At 65.3% G+C, this 25,027-nt stretch carries 23 protein-coding genes; 17 read left to right on the top strand and 6 right to left on the bottom strand.

Going from position 1 to position 25,027, the window contains the following annotated elements:
- Positions 1-24 precede the first annotated feature (24 nt).
- Positions 25-2,760 (top strand): ATP-dependent DNA helicase, encoded by a 2,736-nt coding sequence (locus ACWPWT_RS04520; protein ID WP_454278736.1) that lies wholly within the window; start codon positions 25-27, stop codon positions 2,758-2,760.
- Entirely contained in the window at positions 2,757-3,290 is a 534-nt protein-coding gene (locus ACWPWT_RS04515) for a SixA phosphatase family protein (protein WP_454278735.1), read from the top strand. Before ACWPWT_RS04520 ends, ACWPWT_RS04515 begins: the two co-directional genes overlap by 4 nt.
- Positions 3,291-3,333: 43 nt before the next feature.
- Here the strand turns inward: ACWPWT_RS04515 and ACWPWT_RS04510 are convergent, their stop codons facing one another.
- Both ACWPWT_RS04510 and ACWPWT_RS04505 read right to left on the bottom strand, forming a co-directional pair.
- Positions 3,334-3,861: a YceD family protein gene (locus ACWPWT_RS04510; protein ID WP_454278734.1), complete on the bottom strand. Its 528-nt coding sequence runs from the start codon at positions 3,859-3,861 to the stop codon at positions 3,334-3,336.
- On the bottom strand, positions 3,858-4,391 hold the full coding sequence (locus ACWPWT_RS04505; protein WP_454278733.1) for a ubiquinol-cytochrome C chaperone family protein: 534 nt from the start codon (positions 4,389-4,391) through the stop codon (positions 3,858-3,860). Before ACWPWT_RS04505 ends, ACWPWT_RS04510 begins: the two co-directional genes overlap by 4 nt.
- Positions 4,392-4,531: 140 nt before the next feature.
- On the opposite strand from ACWPWT_RS04505, the gene ACWPWT_RS04500 reads away from it, so the two are divergent.
- A complete protein-coding gene (locus ACWPWT_RS04500; protein ID WP_405051340.1) occupies positions 4,532-5,032 on the top strand; it encodes an outer membrane protein assembly factor BamE in 501 nt (166 codons plus the stop codon).
- 335 nt (positions 5,033-5,367) lie between these two features.
- Here ACWPWT_RS04500 and rho read toward each other — a convergent pair whose 3' ends face one another.
- The 3 genes from rho to hemE all read right to left on the bottom strand — a co-directional run bounded on the left by rho (position 5,368) and on the right by hemE (position 8,285).
- On the bottom strand, positions 5,368-6,624 hold the full coding sequence (rho, locus tag ACWPWT_RS04495) for a transcription termination factor Rho (protein ID WP_042486922.1): 1,257 nt from the start codon (positions 6,622-6,624) through the stop codon (positions 5,368-5,370).
- A gap of 180 nt (positions 6,625-6,804) precedes the next feature.
- Positions 6,805-7,266 (bottom strand): CopD family protein, encoded by a 462-nt coding sequence (locus tag ACWPWT_RS04490; protein WP_454278732.1) that lies wholly within the window; start codon positions 7,264-7,266, stop codon positions 6,805-6,807.
- Positions 7,263-8,285 carry a uroporphyrinogen decarboxylase gene (hemE, locus tag ACWPWT_RS04485; protein ID WP_454279884.1) on the bottom strand — a complete coding sequence of 341 codons (1,023 nt, stop codon included), beginning with the start codon at positions 8,283-8,285 and terminating at the stop codon, positions 7,263-7,265. Before hemE ends, ACWPWT_RS04490 begins: the two co-directional genes overlap by 4 nt.
- 318 nt (positions 8,286-8,603) lie before the next feature.
- Here hemE and ACWPWT_RS04480 point away from each other — a divergent pair, with 318 nt between their 5' ends.
- The 11 genes from ACWPWT_RS04480 (at position 8,604) to ACWPWT_RS04430 (ending at position 15,424) form a co-directional block, all read left to right on the top strand.
- A complete protein-coding gene (locus tag ACWPWT_RS04480) occupies positions 8,604-9,422 on the top strand; it encodes a pyruvate, water dikinase regulatory protein (RefSeq protein WP_261268426.1) in 819 nt (272 codons plus the stop codon).
- Positions 9,419-10,006 carry a Maf family protein gene (locus ACWPWT_RS04475; protein ID WP_454278731.1) on the top strand — a complete coding sequence of 196 codons (588 nt, stop codon included), beginning with the start codon at positions 9,419-9,421 and terminating at the stop codon, positions 10,004-10,006. The genes ACWPWT_RS04480 and ACWPWT_RS04475 overlap by 4 nt, the downstream gene beginning before the upstream one ends.
- Positions 10,006-10,818 carry a shikimate dehydrogenase gene (aroE, locus tag ACWPWT_RS04470; RefSeq protein ID WP_454278730.1) on the top strand — a complete coding sequence of 271 codons (813 nt, stop codon included), beginning with the start codon at positions 10,006-10,008 and terminating at the stop codon, positions 10,816-10,818. The genes ACWPWT_RS04475 and aroE overlap by 1 nt, the downstream gene beginning before the upstream one ends.
- Positions 10,815-11,408, top strand: coding sequence for a dephospho-CoA kinase (gene coaE, locus ACWPWT_RS04465; protein ID WP_454278729.1), 594 nt, complete (start codon positions 10,815-10,817; stop codon positions 11,406-11,408). Before aroE ends, coaE begins: the two co-directional genes overlap by 4 nt.
- Before the next feature lie 7 nt (positions 11,409-11,415).
- Positions 11,416-12,111, top strand: a complete 696-nt coding sequence (dnaQ, locus tag ACWPWT_RS04460; RefSeq protein ID WP_261268422.1) for a DNA polymerase III subunit epsilon — start codon at positions 11,416-11,418, stop codon at positions 12,109-12,111.
- Positions 12,112-12,164: 53 nt separating this feature from the next.
- Positions 12,165-12,755, top strand: a complete 591-nt coding sequence (hpf, locus tag ACWPWT_RS04455; RefSeq protein WP_261268421.1) for a ribosome hibernation-promoting factor, HPF/YfiA family — start codon at positions 12,165-12,167, stop codon at positions 12,753-12,755.
- Between the two features lie 64 nt (positions 12,756-12,819).
- Positions 12,820-13,290, top strand: coding sequence for a PTS sugar transporter subunit IIA (locus ACWPWT_RS04450; RefSeq protein ID WP_261268420.1), 471 nt, complete (start codon positions 12,820-12,822; stop codon positions 13,288-13,290).
- Positions 13,274-13,732 carry a PaaI family thioesterase gene (locus ACWPWT_RS04445; RefSeq protein WP_261268419.1) on the top strand — a complete coding sequence of 153 codons (459 nt, stop codon included), beginning with the start codon at positions 13,274-13,276 and terminating at the stop codon, positions 13,730-13,732. Before ACWPWT_RS04450 ends, ACWPWT_RS04445 begins: the two co-directional genes overlap by 17 nt.
- A gap of 5 nt (positions 13,733-13,737) precedes the next feature.
- Positions 13,738-14,064, top strand: a complete 327-nt coding sequence (locus tag ACWPWT_RS04440; RefSeq protein WP_454278728.1) for a DUF1491 family protein — start codon at positions 13,738-13,740, stop codon at positions 14,062-14,064.
- 156 nt (positions 14,065-14,220) lie between these two features.
- Positions 14,221-14,874: a cell wall hydrolase gene (locus ACWPWT_RS04435; protein ID WP_261268417.1), complete on the top strand. Its 654-nt coding sequence runs from the start codon at positions 14,221-14,223 to the stop codon at positions 14,872-14,874.
- Positions 14,875-14,935: 61 nt separating this feature from the next.
- Positions 14,936-15,424, top strand: a complete 489-nt coding sequence (locus ACWPWT_RS04430; RefSeq protein WP_454278727.1) for an MmcB family DNA repair protein — start codon at positions 14,936-14,938, stop codon at positions 15,422-15,424.
- Between the two features lie 118 nt (positions 15,425-15,542).
- Here ACWPWT_RS04430 and ACWPWT_RS04425 read toward each other — a convergent pair whose 3' ends face one another.
- Positions 15,543-16,970, bottom strand: coding sequence for a glycoside hydrolase (locus ACWPWT_RS04425; protein ID WP_454278726.1), 1,428 nt, complete (start codon positions 16,968-16,970; stop codon positions 15,543-15,545).
- A gap of 349 nt (positions 16,971-17,319) precedes the next feature.
- Here ACWPWT_RS04425 and ACWPWT_RS04420 point away from each other — a divergent pair, with 349 nt between their 5' ends.
- The 3 genes from ACWPWT_RS04420 to ACWPWT_RS04410 all read left to right on the top strand — a co-directional run bounded on the left by ACWPWT_RS04420 (position 17,320) and on the right by ACWPWT_RS04410 (position 24,973).
- The gene (locus tag ACWPWT_RS04420; protein WP_454278725.1) at positions 17,320-20,142 is read left to right on the top strand and encodes a TonB-dependent receptor; all 2,823 of its coding nucleotides are present in this window, start codon (positions 17,320-17,322) and stop codon (positions 20,140-20,142) included.
- Positions 20,143-20,208: 66 nt separating this feature from the next.
- Positions 20,209-21,753 (top strand): tryptophan halogenase family protein, encoded by a 1,545-nt coding sequence (locus ACWPWT_RS04415; RefSeq protein ID WP_454278724.1) that lies wholly within the window; start codon positions 20,209-20,211, stop codon positions 21,751-21,753.
- Between the two features lie 25 nt (positions 21,754-21,778).
- Positions 21,779-24,973, top strand: coding sequence for a glycoside hydrolase family 2 TIM barrel-domain containing protein (locus ACWPWT_RS04410; protein WP_454278723.1), 3,195 nt, complete (start codon positions 21,779-21,781; stop codon positions 24,971-24,973).
- Positions 24,974-25,027: the final 54 nt, after the last annotated feature.

Below are 25,027 nucleotides of genomic sequence, written 5' to 3'. Positions count from 1 at the left end.
TCCGGGTCGCCGATATCCTCGCTTGTGACCGCGCCTCCCTACCCCGCCCTGCACGCCAGCCATAGCGGCGTGTGGATATCCACCCAGGGACAGACGCGCGCCGTCTCGCGTGGCGAAGCGATCGGACTGGCCGCCGAGACGCCGGTGATCCTGCTCAACGCGCCGCTGATCGGGCAGCGCCTGGGCTATGCCGAACTGTCGGGCCTCGACCTGCTCGAACTCTTCGCCTTTTTGCGACCCGCCCGGTTCGCGGTGCCGACCCCGCATGGCCTCGCCCGTGCCTGTGGCCTGGAACCGCCGCGGAGTGACGCGGAGGTGGCCACCTTTCTGCTCCAGGCGACCGAGACGTTGCTCGCCACCCCCGATGGTGCCTGGCCCGAGCGCGAGGGGGCATGGACCGCCGCGCAGAGTCTCGCCCGGCTGCGCTGGCCATGGGCGCCGCTGATCGGCCCGCGCCTCACTCGCCCCAAACGCAACGAGCGATGGCTGTTCAGCGCCCTGCTCGAATGGGAGGAGGACGCCCCACGCCCCGCCCCGCGCACCATCGATCTACCCCCGCAAGACGCGGAAGACCGCTTGCGCCATCTGACGGGCGAGGGCGCGGAGGAACGCCCCGGTCAGCGCGCCTATGCCGCCGCCGTCACCGCCGCCTTCGCGCCGCGCGCGGTGCGTGACACACCCAATATGGTGTTGGCCGAGGCAGGCACGGGCATCGGCAAGACGCTGGGCTATCTCGCCCCCGCCAGCCTGTGGGCCGAGCGGGCGGGCGGCGCGGTGTGGATCTCGACCTATACCAAAGCGCTACAACGCCAGTTGAGCGGCGAGACCGCGCGTATCTTTCCCGATGCCGTGCTGCGCAAGGAACGCGTCGTCACCCGCAAGGGGCGGGAAAATTATCTCTGCCTGCTCAATCTGGAGGATGCGCTGCAAGGCGGCTTTGCCGGACGCGCGGCGGTGCTGGCGCAACTAGTCGCGCGCTGGGCTGCCTATACCAGCGACGGCGATATGGTGGGCGGCGACCTGCCCGGCTGGCTGACCACCCTGTTCCGTCGCAACGGGTCGGCCGCGCTGACCGACCGGCGCGGCGAGTGCGTCTATGCCGGGTGTCCGCATTATCGGAAATGCTTCATCGAGCGGGCTGCCCGCGCCTCGGTGCAAGCGGATATCGTCATCGCCAACCATGCGCTGGTCATGGTCAACGCCGCGCGTGGGCGCGAGACTCAGACGCGGCCGACCCGCTATGTCTTCGACGAGGGACATCACCTGTTCGATGCGGCGGATTCGATGTTCGCCACCGCGCTGACCGGGGCGGAGACGATCGAGTTGCGGCGCTGGATTCTCGGCCCCGAAGCCGGATCGCGCGGACGCCGCCGCGGTCTGGCCGCACGGCTATCCGATGTCGCCAGCTATGATGAGGGCGGCAACCGCGCGATCGGCGATGCGGTGCAGGCCGCCCATGCGCTGGCGAGCGAAGGCTGGCTCGGCCGACTGGCAGAGGGGCAGCCCTTCGGCCCGATCGAGACGCTGCTGGCGGCGGTGCGAGGCCTGGCCTTCGCTCGTGCCGAACAGCCGGGCGATGCGGGCTATGGTCTGGAGACCGAACTCGCCGACCCCTCGCCCGAACTGATCGACGCCGCTGGACCTGCCGCCCATGCGCTCGACGCGCTGCTGCGCCCGCTGGTGACTTTGGGGCAGCGGCTGGAGGCGGTGCTGCATGAGGCACCGGACTGGCTCGACGGACCGGCGCGCGCGCGAGTGGAGGGTGCGATCGCCTCGATCGCGTGGCGCGCGGAGACGGTGGCCGCCTGGCTATCGCTGCTGGCGCGGATCGGCGGGCCGGTCGATCCCGATTTCGTCGACTGGCTGGCGGTCGATCGGGTGGAGGGGCGCGAATATGATATCGGGCTCCATCGCCATTGGCTGGACCCCACCCGGCCTTTTGCCGAAATCGTGCTGAAACCCGCGCATGGCGCGGTCGTCACCTCCGCAACCTTGCGCGCCGGAGGGGATTGGGATGTGGCCGAGGCGCGAAGCGGAGCACCGCATCTGGCGCGAAGCCCCGCTCATTTCGTCGCGGAAAGCCCGTTCGATTATCCCGACCGTGCCGAGGTCCTGATCGTCACCGATGTGAAACGTGGCGACATTCCCCAACTCGCCAACGCCTATGCGCGACTGATCGAGGCGGCGAAGGGCGGGACGCTGGGGCTGTTCACCGCCATCCGACGACTGCGCGGTGTCCATGGCCGCATCGCCGACCGGCTGGCGCGCGAGGGGCTGGCCCTTCATGCCCAGCATGTCGATCCGATCGATACGGGCACGCTGGTCGATATTTTTCGCGACGATCCGTCCGCCTCGCTGCTGGGTACCGATGCGCTTCGCGACGGTGTGGACGTGCCGGGCTCCTCGCTGCGGCTGGTGGTGATGGAGGGGGTGCCATGGCCCAAGCCCACCGTCCTTCATGCGGCGCGCAAACTGGCGGGGGGCGGCAGCGCCTATGACGACCGGATCGTGCGCGCGCGTATGGCACAGGCGTTCGGGCGGTTGATCCGGCGCGCGGACGATCGCGGTGCGTTCGTGCTTCTGTCTGCCGCCATGCCGTCGCGGTTGCGCGACGCCTTTCCGCCGGGGGTTGCGGTCACCCGGGTGACGCTGGACGAAGCGGTCGCGCGGGTCGCGGCGCGGCTTTCCTCCGACGCCGGGATCGGGCATGGAAACAGCGAAACGCTGCCCGCCGCCGCGACGGAGTATCCGGTCCGATGAAGACGCTGACGCTGCTTCGCCATGCCAAATCGAGCTGGGACGATCCGGTCTCCCGCGATTTCGACCGGCCCCTCAACGCCAAGGGCCGCCGCGCCGCCGCGATGATCGGACGGCATCTGAAATCGCTCGATCTGCAATTCGACCATATCGTCGCCTCCCCCGCCATTCGCGTGATGGAGACGCTGGACGAAGTGTGGGGCGGCTATGGCCGGACGCTGGCGCCAGTGTGGGACAAGGCGATGTACCTCGCCTCCGCCCCCAGCCTGCTCGACCGGGTGCATGCCCTGCCGGATGAGGCGGATCACGTCCTGCTGGTCGGGCATAATCCGGGGCTGGAGGATCTGGTCCTCGAACTGGCGCTGGACAGCGAATTGCGCGAGCGGGTGGAGGACAAATATCCCACCGCCACCGTCGCGCAGATGACCTTGCCGATCACCCGCTGGGACGAGGTTCAGCCGCATAGCGCAACGCTGGTGGCGTTCATCCGGCCGCGCGATCTGGACCCGACGCTGGGGCCGGATACGCCTTAGCGGGGCGTCCCCTCGCCCCTGCCGCTCCACAGGTTCCGTTGAATCAGGACTTGCCCTCGAGCTTCGCCTTCAGCCCGGCCAACGCGCCGAAGGGTCCGGCCTCGTCCTCGCTGATGACCCCTGCTTCCTTGAGCGCCGTCGCGGCATTGGGGCTGCGCGGGAACGGGTCCAGCGACAGCGCCATGGTTTCCGCCGCTGCCTCACCCAGGTCGATCGTGCCGCCTTCGATCTCAATCGTGTCGAGCGAGTCTTCGGACAGTTCGATTTCCTCCTCCGCCCCATGGGCGGTCGGCTCGACGAAGCGAAGCGCCACCGGCTCGTCGACCGTCGCGGGAACGGGATCGCCCGTGACCGAGCAGGGCTGAACCACCGAACCCCGCACCGTGCCGGTGACGAGGATGCCCATCGCGTCGCGTCGCACCACCAGCTCCGCGTTCAGTGCGTCGATCGCCAGCAGCCCGAACCGTCCGGCCAGCGCACGGCGTTCGTCGTCATTGGCCTCGATCGCGATCGGCTTTTCCCGCTCGCCGATCGTATCGATCTTTTCGGGGCGGCTCCATTCGGGGGTCACGGTAATTCTCCAAGCATCAGTCGGGCGAGCGATACGTCCGCCAGCCCGCTATGTAGGGTACGAAGCGCCTCGCGAACATGGGCGATGGCGTTCGGATCGGCGGGGACCTCTCCGCGATACAGATTGCGGAGCAGCGCGGCGTCGAACGCCTCCCCCTCCCCCGCCAGCCCCGCGCGATAGGCGGTCAGGCGGCCGCCGAGCATCGCCATCATCCGGCCGATATGCTTGCCGACCACGATGTCGCCGATGCCCAGCTCGCGAAGCTGTCCGTCCATGTCGGTGACGAAGCGCTCGGTCAACCGCGCCGCCGGGCCTGCGCCTTCGGGCATGGCCTCCAGACGGATCAGCACCACCGACAGGACGGCCGCGATCATGTCGAACCGGCCATCGACCGTGTCGGGCACCGCACCGGCCAGATACCAATGCGGTTCGCGCGCCCGCAGCACCACCGCATTGTACAGCGGCAGGGCTTGATCGCCATCGCGTCCGAAATAGCGCGCGATTCCCCGCTTGAGCGTTCCCAGAACCATGCGCCCCTCCGTCCTTGCCGCACGATCAGCCGCGCGCGAATTGCTTGTATGCGCCTTTCCCTTCGCATATCGAGGGGGTGACGGTCGAGCGGATCGGTCGCCTGTATACCTGCCTGTGCGGCCGATGATCCGGCCCGGAGATGATGATGAGCGTTTCTTCCACCCGCGCCGCCCTCGGGCTCGGCCTGGCGATGGCCTTGGCCGCGTCCGCCTGTACGCCGCTGCGGTCGCATCAGGGTTATGTGGTCGATGTCGATCTCGTCAACTCGATCCAGCCGGGCGTCGACAACCGCCAGTCGGTGCTCCAGACGCTGGGCACTCCGACGATCAGCAGCCAGTTCGGCGGGACCGACTGGTATTATGTCGCGCGCGACAGCCGCAATCTGGGCTATACCCTGCCCCATCCCTCGTCGCAGATCACGCTTCAGATCAGCTTCGACAAGGCGGGCAATGTGACGACGATCCGTCGCGCCGGGCTGGATCAGGTCGCGGACATCTCGCCCTATGGCAAGACCACGCCGACCCTGGGTCGCGAGCGCGGCTTCTTCCAGGATCTGTTCGGCAATATCGGCGCGGTGGGTGCACCGGGCGCGGGTGCTGGCCAGGGCGGTGGCATGGGCGGCGGACGCACCCGGCCGTAAGGGGCTGGAGCGTCTCTCACTCCCTTTCCATTCCCGCTGAGCGACGTCGAAGCGCATGGTGCGCGTTTCGCCAACGGACACCCTTGGCCTTCGACCCCGCTCAGGCTGAACGGAGGGGGAGAAACTGTTCGAACTGGGGCGCTCCCCCGTTTGGCCGCGTCGCGTGGTAAGCAACGACGCGGCCGTGCCGTGCTTGGACCGGCACGATCCCGAAAGGGGGTGGGATCGGGCCTGCTAACGCCTCAAAACGAAAATGGGTTCGCAAGCGGGCCTATTTCCCGCCGGCGAACCCATCAAACCGTAGCGTCGGCGGGGTTGGTGCCCCCGCCCCGCCCTTACTGGTTCATCGAGTCGAAGAAATCCTCGTTGGTCTTCGAGTTCTTCATCTTGTCGAGCAGGAACTCCATCGAGTCGATCGTGCCCATCTGCATCAGGATGCGGCGCAGCACCCACATCTTGGACAGCTTGTCCTTTTCGACCAGCAGCTCTTCCTTGCGGGTGCCCGACTTGCCCACGTCCATCGCCGGGAAGATACGCTTGTCCGCCACCTTGCGGTCGAGGACGATTTCCGAGTTGCCGGTGCCCTTGAACTCTTCGAAGATGACCTCGTCCATGCGGCTGCCCGTGTCGATCAGCGCGGTGGCAATGATCGAGAGCGAGCCGCCCTCCTCGATGTTGCGCGCCGCGCCGAAGAAGCGCTTGGGCCGCTGGAGCGCGTTCGCATCGACACCGCCGGTCAGCACCTTGCCCGAGGACGGGACCACGGTGTTGTAGGCGCGGCCCAGACGGGTGATCGAGTCGAGCAGGATGACCACATCCTTCTTGTGCTCGACCAGGCGCTTGGCCTTTTCGATCACCATCTCGGCGACCTGGACGTGGCGCTGCGCCGGTTCGTCGAAGGTCGAGGAGACGACCTCGCCGCGCACCGAGCGCTGCATGTCGGTGACTTCTTCCGGACGCTCGTCGATGAGGAGGACGATCAGGAAGACTTCGGGGTGGTTGTCGGTGATCGCCTTGGCGATGTTCTGCAACATCACCGTCTTACCCACGCGCGGCGGTGCCACGATCAGCGTGCGCTGGCCCTTGCCCTGAGGCGAGACGATATCGATGACACGCGCCGACTTGTCCTTCTGGGTCGGGTCGGCGGGGTCGAGGATCAGCTTCTGCTCGGGATAGAGCGGCGTCAGATTGTCGAAGTTGACGCGGTGGCGGACCGCTTCCGGATCGTCGAAATTGACGCTGGTCAGCTTGGTCAGCGCGAAATAGCGCTCGCCGTCCTTGGGCGCGCGGATCTCGCCTTCCACCGTGTCGCCGGTGCGCAGGCCGTGCTTGCGCACCTGATTGGGCGAGACATAAATGTCGTCCGGCCCGGCCAGGTAATTGGCTTCCGGCGAGCGCAGGAAGCCGAAACCGTCGGGCAGCACCTCGATCGTGCCCAGGCCCATGATCTGGTCGCCCTTCTCCGCCTGCTCCTTCAGGATGGCGAACAGCAGGTCCTGCTTGCGCAGCGTGGACGCGCTCTCGACCCCCAATTCCTCGGCCAGCTGCACGAGGTCGGCGGGGGTTTTCTTCTTGAGGTCTTTCAGATGCATGATCGGTCCGGATGGTCGGAGGGCGTCGGTCGGCGATGATCGCGGCGAAACGAGGCTGTCGATAAGGAAGCGTACCCGACGCGAGGACCGCGCCGTACAGGTGCCGAGTTAGGATTCGAAGACCCCCAAGTCAATGGGGAATGGAGACGCGGGCGAAGCACCCGCGTCTCCGGCTCCTGTTCAGAACGGTTTGATGACCACCAGCACGACGATGATCGTTGCCGCCAGCGCGGGCACTTCGTTGATCATGCGCAATTGCTTGCCGGTCAGCTTCGTCTCCCCGCGCGCCAGCTTCTTCGCATAGCCGACCATCCAGCCATGATAGCCGCTGAGCAGCAGCACGAAGAACAGCTTGGCATGGAGCCAGCCCAGTCCGGGCACGCCCGAGAACAGCCCCAGCGACACCGCCAGCAGCAGCCCAAGCACCCAGACCGCGATCATCGCAGGCGTCAGGATGATCGAACGCAGCTTGCCCTCGCGCTCGACCCAGCGCGCGGCGTCCGTCGCATCACCCGCGACCAGAGCCTCCTGATGATAGACCAGATAGCGCGGCATCATGAACAGCCCCGCCATCCAGAAGATCACGAAGATGATATGCGCCGCCTTCATCCATTCATAGGCAGCCCCCAATAGTCCGATCATAGGTCCTTCCTCACACGGGCGATCAGCCGCTCGACATGCGCGATCGGCGTGTCGGGCAATATGCCATGCCCCAGATTGAAGATATGCGGCCGGTCGCCAAAGGCGGCGAGGATGCGATCGACCGCTCCGTCCAGCGCCTCGCCCCCGGCGATCAGCGCCAGCGGGTCGAGATTGCCCTGCACCGGCAAGCCCTTGGGCAGATAGGCGTCCGCCCAGACCGGATCGACCGTCTCGTCCAGCCCGACCGCGTCCACCCCCGTCTCGCGGGCATAGGCGGGCAGCTTGCCACCGGCGCCCTTGGGGAAGCCGATCACCGGCACGCCGGGGCAGCGTTTGCGGAAGCCGTCGACGATCGCGGCATTGGGCGCGATCACCCAGCGCTCGAACTGCGCCGGGGACAATGAGCCCGCCCAACTGTCGAACAGCTGCACCGCCTCGACCCCGTTGGCGACCTGCCCCGCCAGATAGTCGACCGTCATGTCCACGATGGCCTGGATGATCGCCCCGAACCCGGCCGGATCGGCATAGGCGAAGCGCCGCGTCTCGCCCTGGTCCTTGGACCCCTGCCCCGCCACCATATAGGTCGCGACCGTCCAGGGAGAGCCCGCAAAGCCCAGGAAGCTGGTCTGGGACGGCAATTGCGCCTTCACCCCTGCCACGGTGGCATAGACCGGGTCGAGCCGCTCAGGGACGCGCTCCAGGGCATTCAGCGCATGATCGACCAGCGCAGGCGCCAGACGCGGCCCCTCGCCCACCCCGAAGCTCAGATCCTGGCCCAGCGCCCATGGGACCATCAGGATGTCGGAGAACAGGATCGCGCCATCGAACCCGAACCGCCTGATCGGCTGCACCGTCACCTCGGCCGCCGCCGCCGGATCGGTGGCCAAAGCCAGGAAGCCCCCCTTCTCTGCCCGCAATGCGCGATACTCCGGCAGATAGCGCCCGGCCTGTCGCATGAGCCACATCGGTGGCGTTGCCTGCCGCTCACCCGAAAGCACGGCGAGCAGGGGTTTTTGAATCGCAACGTCGGTCAGGAGACCCCCCTTCTTCTAAATAAGAAGATTCTAAGAATGGATTGTTGAAGTGGTTGGCACGTTGGTTGTCGGGATTATGCGGCTCTCCCCGATATGCCAACACGTTGACTCATGGGGAATCGCCGATTCAACGGGATTCGGATTCATGACCCCCGTAACTCACAGGCTGTGGAAAAGAATCGGGCCTGTGAGATTCATTGTGGACGAATCGGTCGTTATCCACCGCCGGTCCGCCGCTTGGCCGGTCGGCGAAGTTACGCTACCGATTCTTCCCATGTTATCCACAGAGTCATTAGGCCGGTCATGACGACGCGGCTCCACCTCCACCTTTTGTCCGATTCCACGGGCGAAACGCTGGAGAACATCGCCAAGGCGGCGCTGGCGCAATATGACGATGTGGAAACCGTCCGGCACTTCTGGCCGATGGTCCGCACCGAAAGCCATCTGGAGCGTATCCTTCAGGAGATCGCGCAGAATCCGGGGCTGGTCATCTACACGCTGGTCAACCCGGCGACCCGACGCATCCTGGAAAGCCGGTGTCATGCGCTGGGCCTGCCCACCGTCGCGCCGCTCGACCCGGTCAACGCCGCATTGTCGGGGCTGTTGGGCGTTCAGGCCAAGATGCGGCCCGGCCGCCAGCATGTCCTGGACGCCGCCTATTTCGCGCGGGTCGATGCGATCCAGTTCACCATCGCGCATGACGACGGCATCGCGTGGGAGGAATGGGAGGAAGCCGATATCGTGTTGGCCGGGGTCAGCCGCTCGTCCAAGACGCCGACCTCCATCTATCTCGCCAATCGCGGCTTCAAGACCGCCAACATCCCGATCGTGGTCGAAAGCCCCCCGCCCCCGTCGCTGTTCACGCTAAGAAATCCGCTGGTCGTCGGGCTGACCACCAGCGCGGATCGGTTGATCGCGATCCGGCGCAACCGGCTGCTCTCGCTCAACCAGGCGCCCGACACCGACTATGTCGCGCAGGAGGCGGTGAACCGCGAACTCACCTTCGCCCGCCGGATGTTCGCCGATAATGACTGGCCGGTGATCGACGTGACCCGCCGTTCGATCGAGGAAACGGCGGCGGCGATCATCTCCCTCGTGAATCAAAGAAAGACCGACGCATGATCATCCTTGCCTCGCAAAGCGCCTCGCGCCGGGCGATGCTCGACGCCGCCGGGGTCGCCTATGAAGCCCTGCCCGCCCGCGTCGACGAAGCGGCGGTCAAGGCGGCGATGGCGGGTTCGTCCCCCCGCGACCTGTCCGACGCGCTGGCCGAGATGAAGGCGGTGAAGGTGTCGGCAAATGCCGGGCCGGTTCCGGTGCTCGGGTCGGATTCGATCGTCGCGCTGGCCGACGGCACGCTGCTCGACAAGCCCGAGAGCCGCGAGGAAGCGGCCGAGCATCTCGCGCGGATGAGCGGTGGCAGCCATGAATTGTGGAGTGCCGCCGTCATCGCCGAGCATGGCCGCCCCGTCTGGCGGCATGTCGAGCGCGCCAGGCTCCATGTCCGCCCCCTCTCCCCGGCCTTTATCGCACGCTATCTGGATCAGGAATGGCCCGCCATATCGGGTTGTGTCGGCTGTTTCCGGATCGAGGGACCGGGCGTCCAGCTCTTCTCGCGGATCGAGGGGAGCCATTTCACCATTCTGGGCATGCCGTTTCTCCCCATACTGGGCTATTTGCGCGAGCGCGGATGGATGCCCGCCTGATGGCCAGGACCTATGCGGAGGTGATCGGCGATCCGATCGGCCACACCAAATCGCCGGTTATCCACAGCTTCTGGCTCGAGGCACTGGGGATTGATGCGGAGTATCGCGCCACCCACGTCACGCCCGACGCACTGCCCGGCTATTTCGCGACGCGGTCCGCAGATCCCGACTGGCGCGGCTGCAACATCACCGTGCCGCACAAGGTCGCGGCGCTGGCGCATGTCGAGGATCGCGAGGATGTTCGCACATCGATCGGCGCGATCAACACGGTCATCCGGGAGGAGGATGGTGCGCTGACCGGCACCAACACCGACGCGGCCGGATTTGCGGCGCCGCTGGCCGGACTCGATCTCGCGGCCAAGCCGGTGACGGTGATCGGGGCAGGGGGGGCGGCCCGCGCCATCCTGTTCGCGTTGTCGGATATGGCGGTCGGCCCGGTGACCCTGTTCAACCGTGATGTCGCGAAGGGGGCGGATTTGCTGTCGTCCTTCGGGCTCGAGGGGCAGGCGCTGCCGATCGGGGAAGCGGTTCCGCCATCGGCGCTGCTGGTCAATGCGACCAGCCTGGGGATGACGGGCCAGCCGCCGCTCGCCCTCGACCTGTCGGCCTTGCCCGCAGAGGCGGTGGTCTATGACATCGTCTATGCGCCGCTCGAAACCGGGCTGTTGGCGGCGGCGCGGGGTAGGGGCTTGGCCAGGATCGATGGGCTGGAGATGCTGATCGGCCAGGCGGCGGTGGCGTTCCGGCTCTTCTTCGGGGCGGAGCCGCCGCGCGACCGGGACGACGAATTGCGCCGTCGCCTGCTGGCATGATCGTTCTCGGCCTCACCGGTTCGATCGGTATGGGCAAATCCACCGTCGCGCAGATGTTTCGTGACGAGGGGGTGCCGGTGTTCGATGCCGATGCCTGTGTCCATGAACTGCAAGGACCGGGTGGGCGGCTGGTCGCGGCGATCGAGGCGGCTTTTCCAGGCACGACCGATTCGGGGGGCGTGAATCGCGCCGCGCTCGGTCGTGCCGTGCTGGGCGACGATTCCGCGATGCGACGGCTGGAGGCGATCGTCCATCCGGCAGTTCAGACGGAGAGGGCGGCCTTTTTGGCGCGCCATGCCGCCTCGGCCCTGGTGGTGGTGGACGTGCCGCTGCTGTTCGAAACCGGCGGGGATAAGGCTGTGGATAAGACGTTGGTCGTATCGGCAGAACGGGCCGTGCAGGAGGCAAGGGTGTTGGCAAGACCCGGCATGACCAAAGCCAAGTTCGCCGCGATTCTGGGGCGTCAAATGCCCGATGTGGAAAAGCGCGCGCGCGCCGATCACGTCATCGCGACCGACATTCCGCTGGCCGAAACAAAGGCGGCGGTGCAGCGGCTGATCGCTTGCATGAGGGGCGATGAAGGCCGATAGTCGGCTCATGAGAGAGATCGTTTTCGACACCGAAACGACAGGGTTCAAATTTTCGGAAGGCGACCGGCTGGTCGAAATCGGCTGTGTCGAACTGGTCAACCGGGTCGAGACCGGTCGCACCTATCACGCCTATTTCAACCCCGAACGGTCTATGCCGCCAGAGGCGCAGGCGATCCATGGATTGTCCGATGCGTTCCTGAAGGACAAGCCGGTCTTTGCCGCGGGCGTGGCTGAGTTTCTGGACTTTATCGGCGACGCGCCGCTGATCGCGCACAACGCGACCTTCGACTTCGGCTTCATCAACGGCGAACTGGGTGCGCTGGGCTTTGCGCCGGTGTGCGAGAAGACCCGCATGGTCGACACGCTCGTCATCGCGCGACAAAAGCACCCCGGCGCCAAGCATACGCTGGACGCGCTCTGTTCGCGCTATGGCATCGACCGGTCGCACCGCGTGCTCCACGGGGCGCTGCTCGACGCGCAACTGCTGTCGCAGGTCTATGTCGAGCTGATGGGCGGGCGCCAGATCGGTCTCGGTCTCCTGGCGGAGACGGCGATCGATTCCGGCCCGACCATCGTCGCCCGCGCGCCGGCAAAAGTCCGTCCGCCCCGCATCTTCCGCCCCAATGACGCGGAACTTGCCGCCCATGCTGCGTTTCTAAAGGGGATCAAAGATCCGATTTGGGGGGCCGAGGCGTCCGGTTGACGCCACGGGACAGGCCAAAAGGACCGTCCCACCACGTGCATAAGGAGAAGACGATGGATATCCGGATTTCTGGTCATCAGGTCGAAACGGGCGACGCGCTGCGGACCCATGTGACGGACCGGCTTCAGGGTATCGCCGAGAAATATTTCGCCCGTGCCATGTCGTCCGAGGTGACGTTCGGCAAGGGCCCGCACGACATCGGCTTCAAATGCGATATCGTGATGCATGTCACTCGCGGCCTGGTGCTGAAAGGCCGTCACGACGCGCAGGACGCGCATCTTTCGTTCGACGGCGCGGCGACCAAGATCGAGAAACAGCTTCGCCGCTATTCCCGCCGCCTGAAGGATCGCAATGCCGGGCAGGCAATCGAACTGGCCGAAGCCGGGGCCTATGATGCGGGCTATACCCTGTTCGCCGAACAGGTCGATGAGGACGAGGCGGGCGATGCGCCCCTGATCATCGCCGAAACGCGGGTCGATATTCCCGATGCCAGCGTGTCGGACGCGGTCATGATGCTCGATTTGCGCAATACTGCGGCGCTGTTGTTCAAGAATTCGGGCACCGGTTCGTATAATATGGTCTATCGCCGGGGCGACGGAACCATCGGCTGGGTCGAACCGCAAAGAGCCTCGTCGGCGGGATAACCCCTATCGTTCTTCCGCGCGGGCCGCTAATAGGCGGGCCGCGCGGGGGCGCACCGGAAAGACCATGAACGATTTCAGCGATCTGTTGCGCCATGAAACGGTGCTGGCGGGTGTATCCGCCGCCAACAAGAAGCTCTTGTTCCAGACTCTGGCTGCTGCGGCCGCCGAACCTGCGGGACAGGATGCCAAGCTGTTGGCCGATGTTCTGACCGAACGCGAAAAGCTGGGCTCGACCGGCTTTGGCGGGGGCGTGGCGATTCCACACGGGAAGGTGGCGGGACTGGACCAGATCGTCGGCGTGTTCGCCCGGCTGGCCCAGCCGGTGGATTTCCAGGCGGTCGACGATATGCCGGTCGACCTGGTCTTCGCGATGTTTTCCCCCGCCGATGCGGGATCGGCGCATCTCAAGGCGCTGGCCCGGGTGTCGCGCCGTCTTCGCGACAAGGGTTTCGTCGCCAAGCTGCGTGGCGCGGGGTCTCCCGATGCGATCTGGGCCTTGCTGACCCAGGACGAGGCGCGTGACGCCGCGGCCTGAGGGCGAGGCGGCGCATTTCCGGGCGCTGGAGGCTCTTTATGCCGAGGCTCCGATCAATCGCCTGTTCGACTCCCGTCTTGAAATTCCCGAGCCGGGGATCGCGCGTATTCGCTTCAAGGTGGACGAGCGGCATTACCACGCCGCCGGGGCCGCACATGGCACCAGCTATTTCAAGATGCTCGACGATGCGGCCTTCTATGCCTGCAACAGCCTGGTCACCGATCGTTTCCTGCTGACGACGCAGTTCAACCTGCTGCTGACGCGTCCGGTCAAGGCCGGGGAGGTGATGGCCGAGGGACGCTGGGTCAGCGGGCGGCGGCGCGTCTTCGTCGCCGATGCGCGGCTGATCGACGCCAGTGGAGAAGAGGTGGCGCGGGGCACCGGGACCTTCATGCGCTCGCAGATCGCGTTGGCGGGCCTACCCGGCTATCGGACGGCCTGAACGCGATGGACGGTCGTCTGCCCAGCGGAATGCTGGTCACCGCGCTGCTTCGGCGGATGAACGATAGCGGCGGCATGGGCATGGTGCTGGCGCGAGGCGATGCGCAGGCGGGCGGCATATTGGTGATCGCCATCGACCCCGACCGGACCGAGCGCGTGCTGGAGCGCGGAATCGGTCCCGATGGCCGTATCGCGCTGATCGATACCACCCCGAAAGACGACGTCGCGGGCTATTGGCAACGCCGCCGATCGCGCGATCCGGACCTTTGGGTCGTGGAACTGGATGGCGCTGCGGCAGAACGGTTCACCGCTGAAACGATCCTGAACGATTGACGAACGAGGCCGGATCGGCCACGAGCGCCCCCATCTTAATATCGCGTTGTGCTTATCGGGTGCGATCCGGTGGGTTACGCAGTCGGGGGGAAGCCCGGACGAGCGCCTTTGGGCAATGCTCGGGTCCGTGATCCAACCGCATGTTTGTTCGAGTGAATGACGGTATTCAAACGAGTCGCGGCGTCTGCGGCCATGGCTCTTTCCCTGGCGGGTCTCCTCGCCACCAGCACGCCCAGCCTGGCCAATGTCGCCGGCGGTGTTGCACCAGCCACTGCAATGGCTGTTTCCGGGATCAACGCGGCCGACCTGCCGCTGGTTCCCACGAGCGCCCGGGCCACCATGTCCCCGCTCCCCAATTTTTCCGAAGTTTCTGAAACGGATGAAGACGGCGACGACGATTTCGAGTCGCTGGCCGAGGCCGTTGCGGCCCAGGACGACATGGCGTCGAGCGAAGAGCTCCGCTGTCTCGCCGGTGCCATTTATTTCGAATCGCAGGGTGAACCGCTCAGCGGACAACTCGCCGTGGCGCAGGTCATCCTGAACCGCACCAAGTCGGGCCGTTTCCCCACCGGGGTGTGCGATGTCATCAAGCAGCGCGGGCAGTTCAGCTTCGTGCGCCACGGTGAGATCCCGTCGGTCAGCCCCTCGCGCAGCGCCTATCGCACCGCCGTCGCGGTGGCGAAGGTCGCACTGGCCCAGGCTTGGGACAGCACCGCCGGCAAGGCCCTGTATTTCAACACCCCCGGCAACCGCCCTGGCGTGCGCGTGCAGAAGGTCGCGGCGATCGGCAACCATATCTTCTATCGCTGATCCTCCAGCCCCGCCGATGCGGGGCTTTGCTTTTGTTCGCCAAATGTTCTAAGCGGGCGGTATGTTGGACATGCCGCCCGCTTCGTGCGTCGACGATCCGCTGTCTCCGCTCTGCGCCGCCGATGTCGCGCGTGGCGTGACCCGGATGCTGCTCCGCCACGATCTCATCACCATTCCCGAAGTCCCGCTGGAGGGCGGCCGTCGTGCCGATCTGATGGCGCTGGATGCCCGGGGCGGGATCGTCGTGGTCGAGATCAAGGTGTCGCGGGCGGATATGCTGGGTGACGGCAAATGGCCCGATTATCTGGCGCATTGCGACCGTTTTTACTGGGCGGTGCCCGCCGGATTCGACTGGTCGCCGCTGGAAAGTCCGGCCTTTCTGCCGGAGCGGACGGGGATCATCGTCGCCGACCGTTACGACGCCGCGATCGTGCGGGAGGCGCATAGTGTTCCGCTGCCCGCACATATCCGCAAGAGGACGACGCTGAACTTCGCAAGGCGGGCAGGGCGGCGGATGATCGGGCTGACCGATCCTGACGCGGGGATGTGACGGCGGTTTCGCGTGCTTTCGGCTTCGCTCAGGCGGAGCGTAGCGTTGGTATCACGCCCCACCAATCTCCATGACCCGTTCAGCCAGAGCGCAGTCGTAGGCCACGTCCCACTCAACCCTACCGCGTCAAGACCAAGGTCACGATCGACCGCGGCGGCGCGACCTCGCCCGGAACCGCTTCCGCCTTGTGAGTCGCATCGGTCAGGAAGGTCTGCCGCCGCCACTCACCCGGCACCGCGACGGTCAGCGGACGCGGCGACAGCCCCGGATTGACATGTACCAGCACCAGCCGGCGGCCGTCCGGGGACAGTGCGCCCACCGTATCCTGATCGTCCACCGGGATCAGCCGGTCACCGGGACGGATATGGCGGCTGAACTGCGCCATCGCCCAATATTTGCCGGTAACGTGGATCGCATGGGGCTGATCGGGTGCGCCCATCAGATCCGCCTTGACGATTCCCCAGTTGGAGCCCTTCTCGCCTTTGCGCGTGCTCAGATCCTCCACCGCCTGCCAGAAAACCCAGGCGGCGGGCTCCAGCCGCTTGAGATCGCCGACGACATGCTCGGCAAAGGCGAGGGGGGTCGCCATACCGGTGAAATCCTCCGGATCGCGCGACAACGGCGTGTCGTTCTCGCTCATCCACAGCTTGATGCCCGAGGCGCGGGCGATGTCGCGCACCGCCGTCTGGTGGACGGTGCCATAGCTGTGGACGTTGAGCTGCCCGATCCGGGTACGGGTGGCGGCGGGATAGGCGGCCCAGTCCTCGACGAACAGGTTGGATGAGGTTTCGTCGGGCGCTGCGATGACGGTGGAAAGATTGCGCGTCTTCAGCGCGGCGGCGGTGGCGTCGATCATCTGCGCCTGCCGCGCGGGCGACCAATGCGCGCCTTCCTGCGTATTGGCGGCGAACCAATAGTCGGTATTGGGTTCGTTGACCGGTGACAGGGTGCGGAAACGAATGCGGTGCCGCCGTTGCAGCTGATCGGTGACCTGGACGAGATAGGAGGCGAAGGCGGTTTCCTGACCGGGACGCAGATTGTCGTCAGTGCCCTTTTCGGCGCCCGACACGCGCCCGCTGACCGTCATGAACCAGGGGGGCGAGTTGGAAAAAGCCTCGAAGATCGGTTGCTTTACCCGTGCCGTGATCGCGTCCAGCCACCAACGCTGATTGGCGTCCTGAGTCCAGTCCCACATGGCGGGATCGTCGGCATGCCACCAGTCCTTGCCGGTCGCCCCGGCCGGTTGCCGCCAGAAGCCGGGGACCGCGCGCCCGACCTTCATATAGGGCGCGGTGTCCGCCGCATTGCCGCCGCCGATATTGTAGCGCGCGATCGTCCAGCCTAGCCCTTGTGGGCCATAGAAGAGATCGACCAGCCGCGTCCGTTCCGCCTCCGGCCAACCGCCGGTGACATGCGCGAACCACGCCAGTGCGGTGCCCCAGCCCTCGAACACCGTCGACGGCCGGTCGATCGCGGGACGCAGCGTGATCGGTACGGCGGGGTCGGCATGGGGAGCGGGAGGGGCCGTGGTGCCATGTTGCGCCATGGCCGGAGCCGCAAGACTTAGGGCGAGGACGAGGGTCGCGCCCCAGCCCGCCCGTCCGCCTCGCACGGCCCGATTTGTCTGTGCAACCCGCCGCCCCTGCCGCTTCATCGACCTGCTCCCGATAATAGGTCAGGCTATAAGACCCGGCGGCGTGAATTCGTCAATGCCTGTCGACGCCCAAAAACCTTAAACAATTTCAGTATCTAAGACGAAAAAGGCCAAAAATTGCGCTCAAAATGACGATAGGGTCCATATTTCCTGTTGCGGCCGAAACGGCATATTCCTATAAATCAGACAAATAATCGACGCGTCTCGAACGAAGATGCGGTTTCAAAAGGGGGGATGCACGATGAAGATCGTCAGTGTTTTGCTGTGCGGCACGTCCATGGCGGCGGTCGCACTCACGCCGGCCTTGGCCCATGCGCAGGTGCAGGCCACGGCCCAATCCGCTCAGGCGCTGACCGCTGACCAGGCCGCGACCCGATCCGATGTCAGCGATCAGGATATCGTCGTCACCGGCGTTCGCGAGAGCCTTCGTTCGGCGCAGGCGATCAAGCGCAATGCCGACCAGATCGTCGATTCGGTCCAGGCGCAGGACATCGGCAAGCTGCCCGACGCCAACACCACCGAAGCGCTGCAGCGTATCACCGGCGTCCAGATCCAGCGCCGCTATGGCGAAGGCGCGACCGACTTCGATCACCGTACCCAGCCCGCCGTGACCGTGCGCGGCCTGACCCAGGTGCAGAACTTCCTCGACGGGCGCGCGGTCTATTCGGCCTCGGGCGGCCGCGCCTTCGATCTGGAAGGGGTTCCGCCCGAACTGCTCGCCGGTATCGATGTCTACAAGAACGCACCCGCCAATATCATCGAGGGCGGCATCGGCGGTGCGGTCAATCTGCGCACCCGCAAGCCGTTCGACGCGGCGGGCCAGGTCATCTCGCTGACCGCGCGCGCCAATTATTACGACCGCGTCGACAAGTTTGGCGGATCGATCTCCGGTCTGTACAGCAATCGTTACGACAGCGCGATCGGTGAGATCGGCATCCTGGTCAACGCGGTCTATTCCAAGAGCCAGTATCGCCAGGACGGCCTGCTCGCGGGCCCCTTCGCCGAGGCGCAGCCGGGCACCATCGCCAATGCTCCCGCCAATGCCAAGATTCCCTATGGCTTTGAAATCTATGACGATACCGGCGACCGCCGGCGCTTCGGCATCGCCGCCGCGTTGCAGTGGCAGGCCAATGACGATGTGTTGGTGACGGCGCAGTATCAGGGGACCAAATATTGGTTCAACCGCACCGGCGCCTATTATTACGATTACAACAACCGCTCCAACCAATATAATTCGGCGGGGCAGGTCACCTCCTATGGCACCAGCGCGGCGCCGGGGGCGAACTTCACCTTCAACAACGAAGGATATGCGACCAGCGGCGCGCTATCGCCCCAGACCTTCGAGACGGGCCGTTTCGACCAGCAATTGTGGAGCGCCAGCCAGAACTATACCTTCAATGTCGGCTGGCAGGCGACCGATCGGGCCAAGGTCAATTTCGACGTCCAGTATCTGAAATCCTATTATAACGCCGATCGCAACGGCCATGTCCTGTCGCTCTACAGCGCGTCGGGTCAGAATGCGCTGACCGCGCCGCACCCCTCGACCGTGGTGTTCGACCTGCGCGGCAAATATCCGCGTTGGGACGTGACCGATCCCTCGGTGCTCAACAATCCGGCCAATTATACGCTGCCCTTCATCGCCGACTCGCTCCAGCGCAACGATGCCGAAACGCTCGCGCTCGCCTATGACATCGAATATGAATTCGAGGGCGGCGTCCTGCAAATGCTGCGCGGCGGTGCGCGCTATGCGGATAATACGATCGATCTGCGCGGCACGTGGAACGGTGTCGGCCTGTACCAGGGTTATGCGCCGGGTGCGGACGCCCCCAGCGGCACCGCCCTGATCCCGCTGTCGCGCTTCCCGCAATTGTCGATGCGCGGACCCTCGTCCAACTGGTTCGACGGCAACACGGTGAAGGGCGGTATCCTCTACCCGGCCTTCCCGCAGGGTGACGGCGTCTGGGCACAGACCAAGGCGCTCTATGCGCTGTTCGGCGCCAAGACCAAGGACAGCTTCACCCCCGGCGACCTGAACAACCAGACGGAAAAGACCTATACGGCCTGGGGCATGGCCGATTACGAGTTCGAGGCGGGCGGCGTCCGCTTCGACGGTAGCGCGGGCGCCCGGATCATCCGCACCGACCTGACCTCGAACGGCACCCAGTTCAATTCCGACGGTACCAATGCGCCGCTGGCGTTGAAGAACCGCTATAACCGTGTCCTGCCCAGCGTGAATCTCCGCGCCCGCCTGACCGACGAGTTCCAGATGCGCTTTGCCTATTCCAAGGGGCTAGCGCGTCCCAACTTCGACCAGCTGTCGACCAACATCACGCTGAACAATCCGAACCAGGTCAATCCCGCGACCGGACGGCCCAGCGCCAGCTCGGGCAATCCGCGGCTCAGCCCGATCGACTCGGACAATCTGGACCTGACCGCAGAATGGTATTTCGCGCCCGCGGGCTCGCTGACCGGCGGCCTGTTCTACAAGAAGGTCAACGGCTTCCTCGCAAGCGGCCGGATTGTCGGCATCTATGGCGGTCGTGCCTATGACGTGAACACGGTGGTCAATTCGGGCAGCGGCACGGTGAAGGGGGCGGAGATCGGTTATCAGCAGTTCTTCGACTTCCTGCCGGGTCTGCTGAGCGGACTAGGTATCCAGGCGAATTACACCTATGTCGACTCCAACGTCGCCAATCCGTTCGCGGGAAACAACGCCAATGCTCCCGCGTCGCTGCCGCTCGAAAAGCTGTCCAAGCACAGCTATAATCTGATCGGCCTGTACGAGAAGGGGCCGGTGACCGCACGTGTCGCGTGGAACTGGCGGTCGAGCTATCTCGATGCCACCACGGGCAGCGGTGCGAATGGCGAGGCGCAATATGCCAGGCCCTATGCCTCGCTCGATGCGTCGCTGAACCTCAACCTGACCAAGAATCTGGCGGTGTCGATCGACGCGGTGAACCTAAACAACCGGATGAACGTGCTGTATATCGGGACGCCCGCCGCGCCGCTGCAATATCAGCTCAACGACCGGCGCTTCGGTGCGTCGATCCGCGTCCTGTATTAAGGCCCCAAACTCGGCATGGGGGCGCGACCGTCCCCATGCCGGTCTTTCGACTGGGGTAGCGGACGAATGAGGCAATCACCCGATAGCGGCCCGGCTCATGGGGAGGACGCGGCGATCCGGCGGATCGTCATCCTGGGGGGTGGCACCGCCGGTTGGATGGCGGCGGCGGCCTTTTCGCGTGTCCTGGGCGCGAACGGACCCGCCATCACCCTGATCGAATCGGAAGAGATCGGCACGGTCGGCGTTGGCGAGGCGACCATCCCGCCGATTCAGGCCTTCAACGTACTGCTCGGTATCGATGAGCGTGAATTCGTGGCGGCCACCCATGGCAGCTTCAAGCTGGGTATCGAATTCGTCGACTGGCGGCGGACCGGGCATCGCTATTTCCACCCCTTCGGCACCTATGGCCATGATTTCGGGCTGATCCCATTCGAGGCGATCTGGCAGCGCATGGCACAGATGGGCCGGGCGGAGCCGCTGAACAGCTATGCGCTGGCAACTTTGGGCGCGCGGGCCAACCGGTTCACCACGCCGCGCCCCGGCAATACGCCGCTGGGGCATATTGGCTATGCCTATCATTTCGACGCGGGGCTCTATGCCCGCTTCCTCCGGGGCCGAGCGGAGGCGCAGGGCGTCACGCGGCGCGAGGGGCGGGTCGGCCATGTCGAACGCCGCGCCGATGGCCTGATCGATGCGATCGTGATGCAGGACGGCACCCGGATGGCGGGCGATCTCTTCATCGACTGTTCGGGTTTCCGCTCGCTGCTGCTGGGGGAGACGCTGGGCGTCGGGTTCGAGGATTGGGGGCATTGGCTGCCCAATGACCGGGCAATCGCGGTCCCATGCGCGCGAAGCGGCGCGCTCACCCCCTATACCCGCTCGACCGCGCATGGGGCGGGGTGGCAATGGCGCATTCCGCTTCAGCATCGCACCGGCAACGGCATCGTCTATGCCAGTAGATATTTGTCTGAGGATGAAGCGACCGCAGGATTGCTCGCCGGGCTGGACGGGGCGGCGATGGGTGAGCCGCGTGCGCTCCGTTTCCGGGCGGGACGGCGCGAGCGTCTGTGGCAGGGGAATTGCGTCGCGCTCGGCCTTGCCGGGGGATTTCTCGAACCGCTCGAATCGACCAGCATCCATCTGATCCAGGTCGGTATCGCGCGGCTGCTCGAAATGCTGCCGACAATGCGGTTCGAAGCGGCGGACCAGCGCCGCTATAATCGGCTGATGGTCGAGGAAATGGCGGATATACGGGATTTTCTGATCCTGCACTTCCACATGACCGAGCGCGACGACACGCCCTATTGGCGGTATCTGCGCCATATGGAAGTGCCGGGATCACTGCGGGACCGGCTGGCGATCTATCGCGCGACCGGCCGAATCCATCGTGAGGGCGAGGCGCTGTTCACCAAGACGAGCTGGCTGGCGGTGATGGACGGGCAGGGGCTGAAGGCACAGGGATTCGATCCGCTGGCACTGGGCATGGCGGAGGATGAGGCCGCCGCACGGCTGGCGCATATCGCACAGGTCACGCGGAAATCGGTCGCGTTGATGCCGGATCATGACGCATTTCTCCGACAACATGGCTATGGCATGATCAACGGCGCATAAGCGCGGAGACATAAAGGGGAGTGCGATGAAGTGGCATCTGGCGGCCGGTGTGGCCGCATGGGGGCTGACCGGCCCGGTCCTGGCGCAGAACGGGCCGCAGGTCGCCCCTGTCCAGGTCGATCCCAACCGCCCCGATTGGGAAAACCCCGCCATCAATGCTCGGGGCACACGGCCCGCCAGCGCCACCGCCTTTCCCTATGAAAGCCGCGCGCTCGCGCTCGCCGGGGATCGCACCCGGTCCAGCCGCTTCCTGAGCCTGGACGGCCCGTGGTCCTTTTCCTTCTCCCCCTCGGTGGACGGCACGCCCAAGGGGTTCGAGCGGCCCGATTATGATGTGTCCGGCTGGAAGACGATCCCGGTCCCGGCGATGTGGCAGGCCCACGGCTATGGTCAGCCCAAATACAACAACATCACCTATCCCTTTCCCGCCAACCGCCCGCTGGTGCCGCATGAGGATAACGAGACGGGGGCCTATCGCCGCGACTTCACTTTGCCGGACGGGTGGCGCGGGCAGGATGTGATCCTTCAGATCGGCGCGGCGGGGTCGGCCTATCGCGTCTGGGTCAATGGGCAGGAGGCCGGTTACTCGGAGGATTCCAAACTTCCGACCGAATATGATGTCACCCGTTTCCTGAAGCCCGGCCGCAATGTCGTGGCGATCCGGGTCCATCGCTGGTCGGACGGCAGCTATCTGGAGGATCAGGATTTCTGGCGCGTCTCGGGGATCGAGCGTTCGGTATTCCTGCGCGCGGTGCCGAAGGCCCGGATCGACGATCTGTTCGTCCATGCCGGGCTCGACAAGGCCTATCGCGACGGCACGCTGTCGACCGAGCTGACGCTGCCCGCATTGCCCCAGGCGATGACCGCCCGGATGACGCTGCTCGATGGCGAGCGCATGCTGGTGACGCGAGAGGTGACGCTGGCGAAGGGGGCGACGTCGGCCACGCTCGATACAACCGTGCCCGACGTGCGCGCATGGTCGGCGGAGACGCCCAACCTCTACACGCTGCTGGTCGAACTGGTCGATGGACAGGGCCGGGTAGTACAGGCCACGCCACAGCGGGTCGGTTTCCGCACCGTCGAGATCAAGGACGGGCAGGTCATGGTCAATGGCCGCCGCATCGTGATCCGCGGCGTCAACCGACACGAGCATGACCCCGTCACCTTCCACGTCATCTCCGAAGAGTCGATGCGCCGTGACCTGGAGTTGATGAAGCGGAACAACTTCAACGCGATCCGCACCTCGCACTATCCCAACGATCCGCGCTTCCTGGCGCTGGCGGACGAATATGGCTTCTACCTGATGGACGAGGCCAATATCGAGAGCCACGCCTATATGGAGCAGGGCAACCGCCACGCCGGTGAGCGGGCCAGATACCAGATCGGCTTCGACCCGGCCTGGGAAGGCGCGCATGTCAGCCGCGTGATGAACATGGTCGAGCGGGATAAGAACCATCCTTCGATCATCTTCTGGTCGCTGGGCAACGAGGCAGGGATCGGACCCAATTTCGAAAAGGCCGCTGCCGCGATCCGGCGCCGCGATTCCTCGCGGCTGATCTCCTATCTCGGCTGGGGCACGCTCGACTGGAGCCATCAGCCGAATAGCTATGTCGACATCTATGCCCCCATGTATGACGACATAGAGAAGATGGTCGACTGGGCCGAGGACCCGACCCGGACCCAGCCGATGATCCAGTGCGAATATGCCCATATGCAGGGCAATTCGGGCGGCAATTTCCAGGATTATTGGGACACCATCTACGCGCACCGAAAATTGCAGGGCGGCTTCATCTGGGATTGGGTGGACCAGTCCATGTACCGTTATACCAAGGATGGACGGCGTTACTGGGGTGACGGCGGCGAATATGGCCCGAATCCGGGCGGCGATATCGAGTTCGGCGATGGGCTGAACCAGCCCGACCGGACGCCCAATCCGCAACTCTACGAGGTGCAGAAGGTCCAGTCGCCGATCCGCTTCGACGGTTACGATCCGAAGACCGGCCGCCTCACTGTACACAATCGTCATGACTTTATCGATCTGTCGGGTTTCACCTTCGACTGGGTGGTGGAGAAGAACGGCGTCGCGGTGGCGAAGGGCGATCTGCCCGCGCTGACCACGGCGGCTGGACAGGTGCAGACGGTAGCGCTTGCCCCCAAATTCGCGCGCGAGCCCGGTGCGGAATATCTCCTGACCGTTCGCGCCCATGCCAAGGACGGCACGATCCGTGCGGTCCCGGCGAATTACGTGGTCGGTTGGGAGCAATTCGCCCTGAGCGATGCGCCCGCTCTACCGGTGGCGCGTAAGGGCCAGGTCGCGGTGGCCGACACCGCCGACAATGTCACCCTGTCGGCGAACGGCGTGGAACTGGTCATCGATCGCAAGACCGGGCTGGTCGCGCGCTATGCGGCGGGCGGGCGGCTGCTGGCACAGGGCGGCAAGCCCAATTTTGTCCGGGCGGAAACCGACAACGACACCGCCAATGGCACGGTCGCGCAGCAAGGCCCGTGGTTCACGATGAACGGCCGCTATCAACTCCGCAGTATCGTGGTCGGCCCCGATCGCAGCGTGACCGTCGATCACGAAATGGGCGCGGGCGCGGCGCGCTTCGTCACGACATACACGATGGCGGGGGACGGCGCGGTGGATGTCGACGGGCGGTTCGTGCCCTTGAAGGCGGACCTGCCGCCGCCGGTCCGTATCGGCCTGTGGTACACCATGCCCACCGCCATGAAGACGGTGCAATGGTATGGCCGCGGCCCCCATGAAAGCTATGTCGATCGCAAGACATCGGCCGCGATCGGATTATGGCGCGGCGCGATCGCCGAGCAGAACCATGATTATATGCGGCCTCAGGATACCGGCAACAAGGTCGATGTCCGCTGGATGGAGCTGTCGGGTGAGGGGACGGGGCTTCGCGTCCGTGCGGCCAAGCCGCTCATGATGCAGGCGCTCGCCTTCCCCTATAGCGACCTGTACCGCCGTGAGCCGGGCACGTGGAAGTCGACCGACATCGTCCCCCATGGCGAGACGACGTTGATCGTCGATGCGGCCCAATGGGGCGTCGGCGGCGACACGACATGGAGCCATGTCGGCCAGCCGCACATGAAATATCGCACCACGCTGGAGCCGACGCGTGTCGCCTTTCGCCTGGAGCCTTTTAGCGGCGAAGGCACCATGCCCGAAAAGGCCCGGCCCGCACGCGCGACCGAGCCGCAATAGGGCTGTTCTTTACTCGGACAATAAGCCATCATGCCGTTTCAGGCAGAGGAGAAT

This window comes from Sphingomonas sp. Marseille-Q8236 (genome assembly GCF_965112005.1).
The sequence above is the reverse complement of the archived record's forward strand: the minus strand, read 5'-3'. Positions and strand labels throughout refer to the sequence as shown.

Excerpts from the sequence above, each read along its gene's own strand:
- ACWPWT_RS04515 (WP_454278735.1), top strand. The coding sequence starts at position 2,757 with ATGAAGACGCTGACGCTGCTTCGCCATGCCAAATCGAGCTGGGACGAT.
- ACWPWT_RS04505 (WP_454278733.1), bottom strand. The coding sequence starts at position 4,391 with ATGGTTCTGGGAACGCTCAAGCGGGGAATCGCGCGCTATTTCGGACGC.
- ACWPWT_RS04500 (WP_405051340.1), top strand. The coding sequence starts at position 4,532 with ATGATGATGAGCGTTTCTTCCACCCGCGCCGCCCTCGGGCTCGGCCTG.
- rho (WP_042486922.1), bottom strand. The coding sequence starts at position 6,624 with ATGCATCTGAAAGACCTCAAGAAGAAAACCCCCGCCGACCTCGTGCAG.
- ACWPWT_RS04490 (WP_454278732.1), bottom strand. The coding sequence starts at position 7,266 with ATGATCGGACTATTGGGGGCTGCCTATGAATGGATGAAGGCGGCGCAT.
- ACWPWT_RS04480 (WP_261268426.1), top strand. The coding sequence starts at position 8,604 with ATGACGACGCGGCTCCACCTCCACCTTTTGTCCGATTCCACGGGCGAA.
- ACWPWT_RS04475 (WP_454278731.1), top strand. The coding sequence starts at position 9,419 with ATGATCATCCTTGCCTCGCAAAGCGCCTCGCGCCGGGCGATGCTCGAC.
- aroE (WP_454278730.1), top strand. The coding sequence starts at position 10,006 with ATGGCCAGGACCTATGCGGAGGTGATCGGCGATCCGATCGGCCACACC.
- coaE (WP_454278729.1), top strand. The coding sequence starts at position 10,815 with ATGATCGTTCTCGGCCTCACCGGTTCGATCGGTATGGGCAAATCCACC.
- dnaQ (WP_261268422.1), top strand. The coding sequence starts at position 11,416 with ATGAGAGAGATCGTTTTCGACACCGAAACGACAGGGTTCAAATTTTCG.
- hpf (WP_261268421.1), top strand. The coding sequence starts at position 12,165 with ATGGATATCCGGATTTCTGGTCATCAGGTCGAAACGGGCGACGCGCTG.
- ACWPWT_RS04450 (WP_261268420.1), top strand. The coding sequence starts at position 12,820 with ATGAACGATTTCAGCGATCTGTTGCGCCATGAAACGGTGCTGGCGGGT.
- ACWPWT_RS04440 (WP_454278728.1), top strand. The coding sequence starts at position 13,738 with ATGGACGGTCGTCTGCCCAGCGGAATGCTGGTCACCGCGCTGCTTCGG.
- ACWPWT_RS04435 (WP_261268417.1), top strand. The coding sequence starts at position 14,221 with ATGACGGTATTCAAACGAGTCGCGGCGTCTGCGGCCATGGCTCTTTCC.
- ACWPWT_RS04430 (WP_454278727.1), top strand. The coding sequence starts at position 14,936 with ATGTTGGACATGCCGCCCGCTTCGTGCGTCGACGATCCGCTGTCTCCG.
- ACWPWT_RS04425 (WP_454278726.1), bottom strand. The coding sequence starts at position 16,970 with ATGGCGCAACATGGCACCACGGCCCCTCCCGCTCCCCATGCCGACCCC.
- ACWPWT_RS04420 (WP_454278725.1), top strand. The coding sequence starts at position 17,320 with ATGAAGATCGTCAGTGTTTTGCTGTGCGGCACGTCCATGGCGGCGGTC.
- ACWPWT_RS04415 (WP_454278724.1), top strand. The coding sequence starts at position 20,209 with ATGAGGCAATCACCCGATAGCGGCCCGGCTCATGGGGAGGACGCGGCG.
- ACWPWT_RS04410 (WP_454278723.1), top strand. The coding sequence starts at position 21,779 with ATGAAGTGGCATCTGGCGGCCGGTGTGGCCGCATGGGGGCTGACCGGC.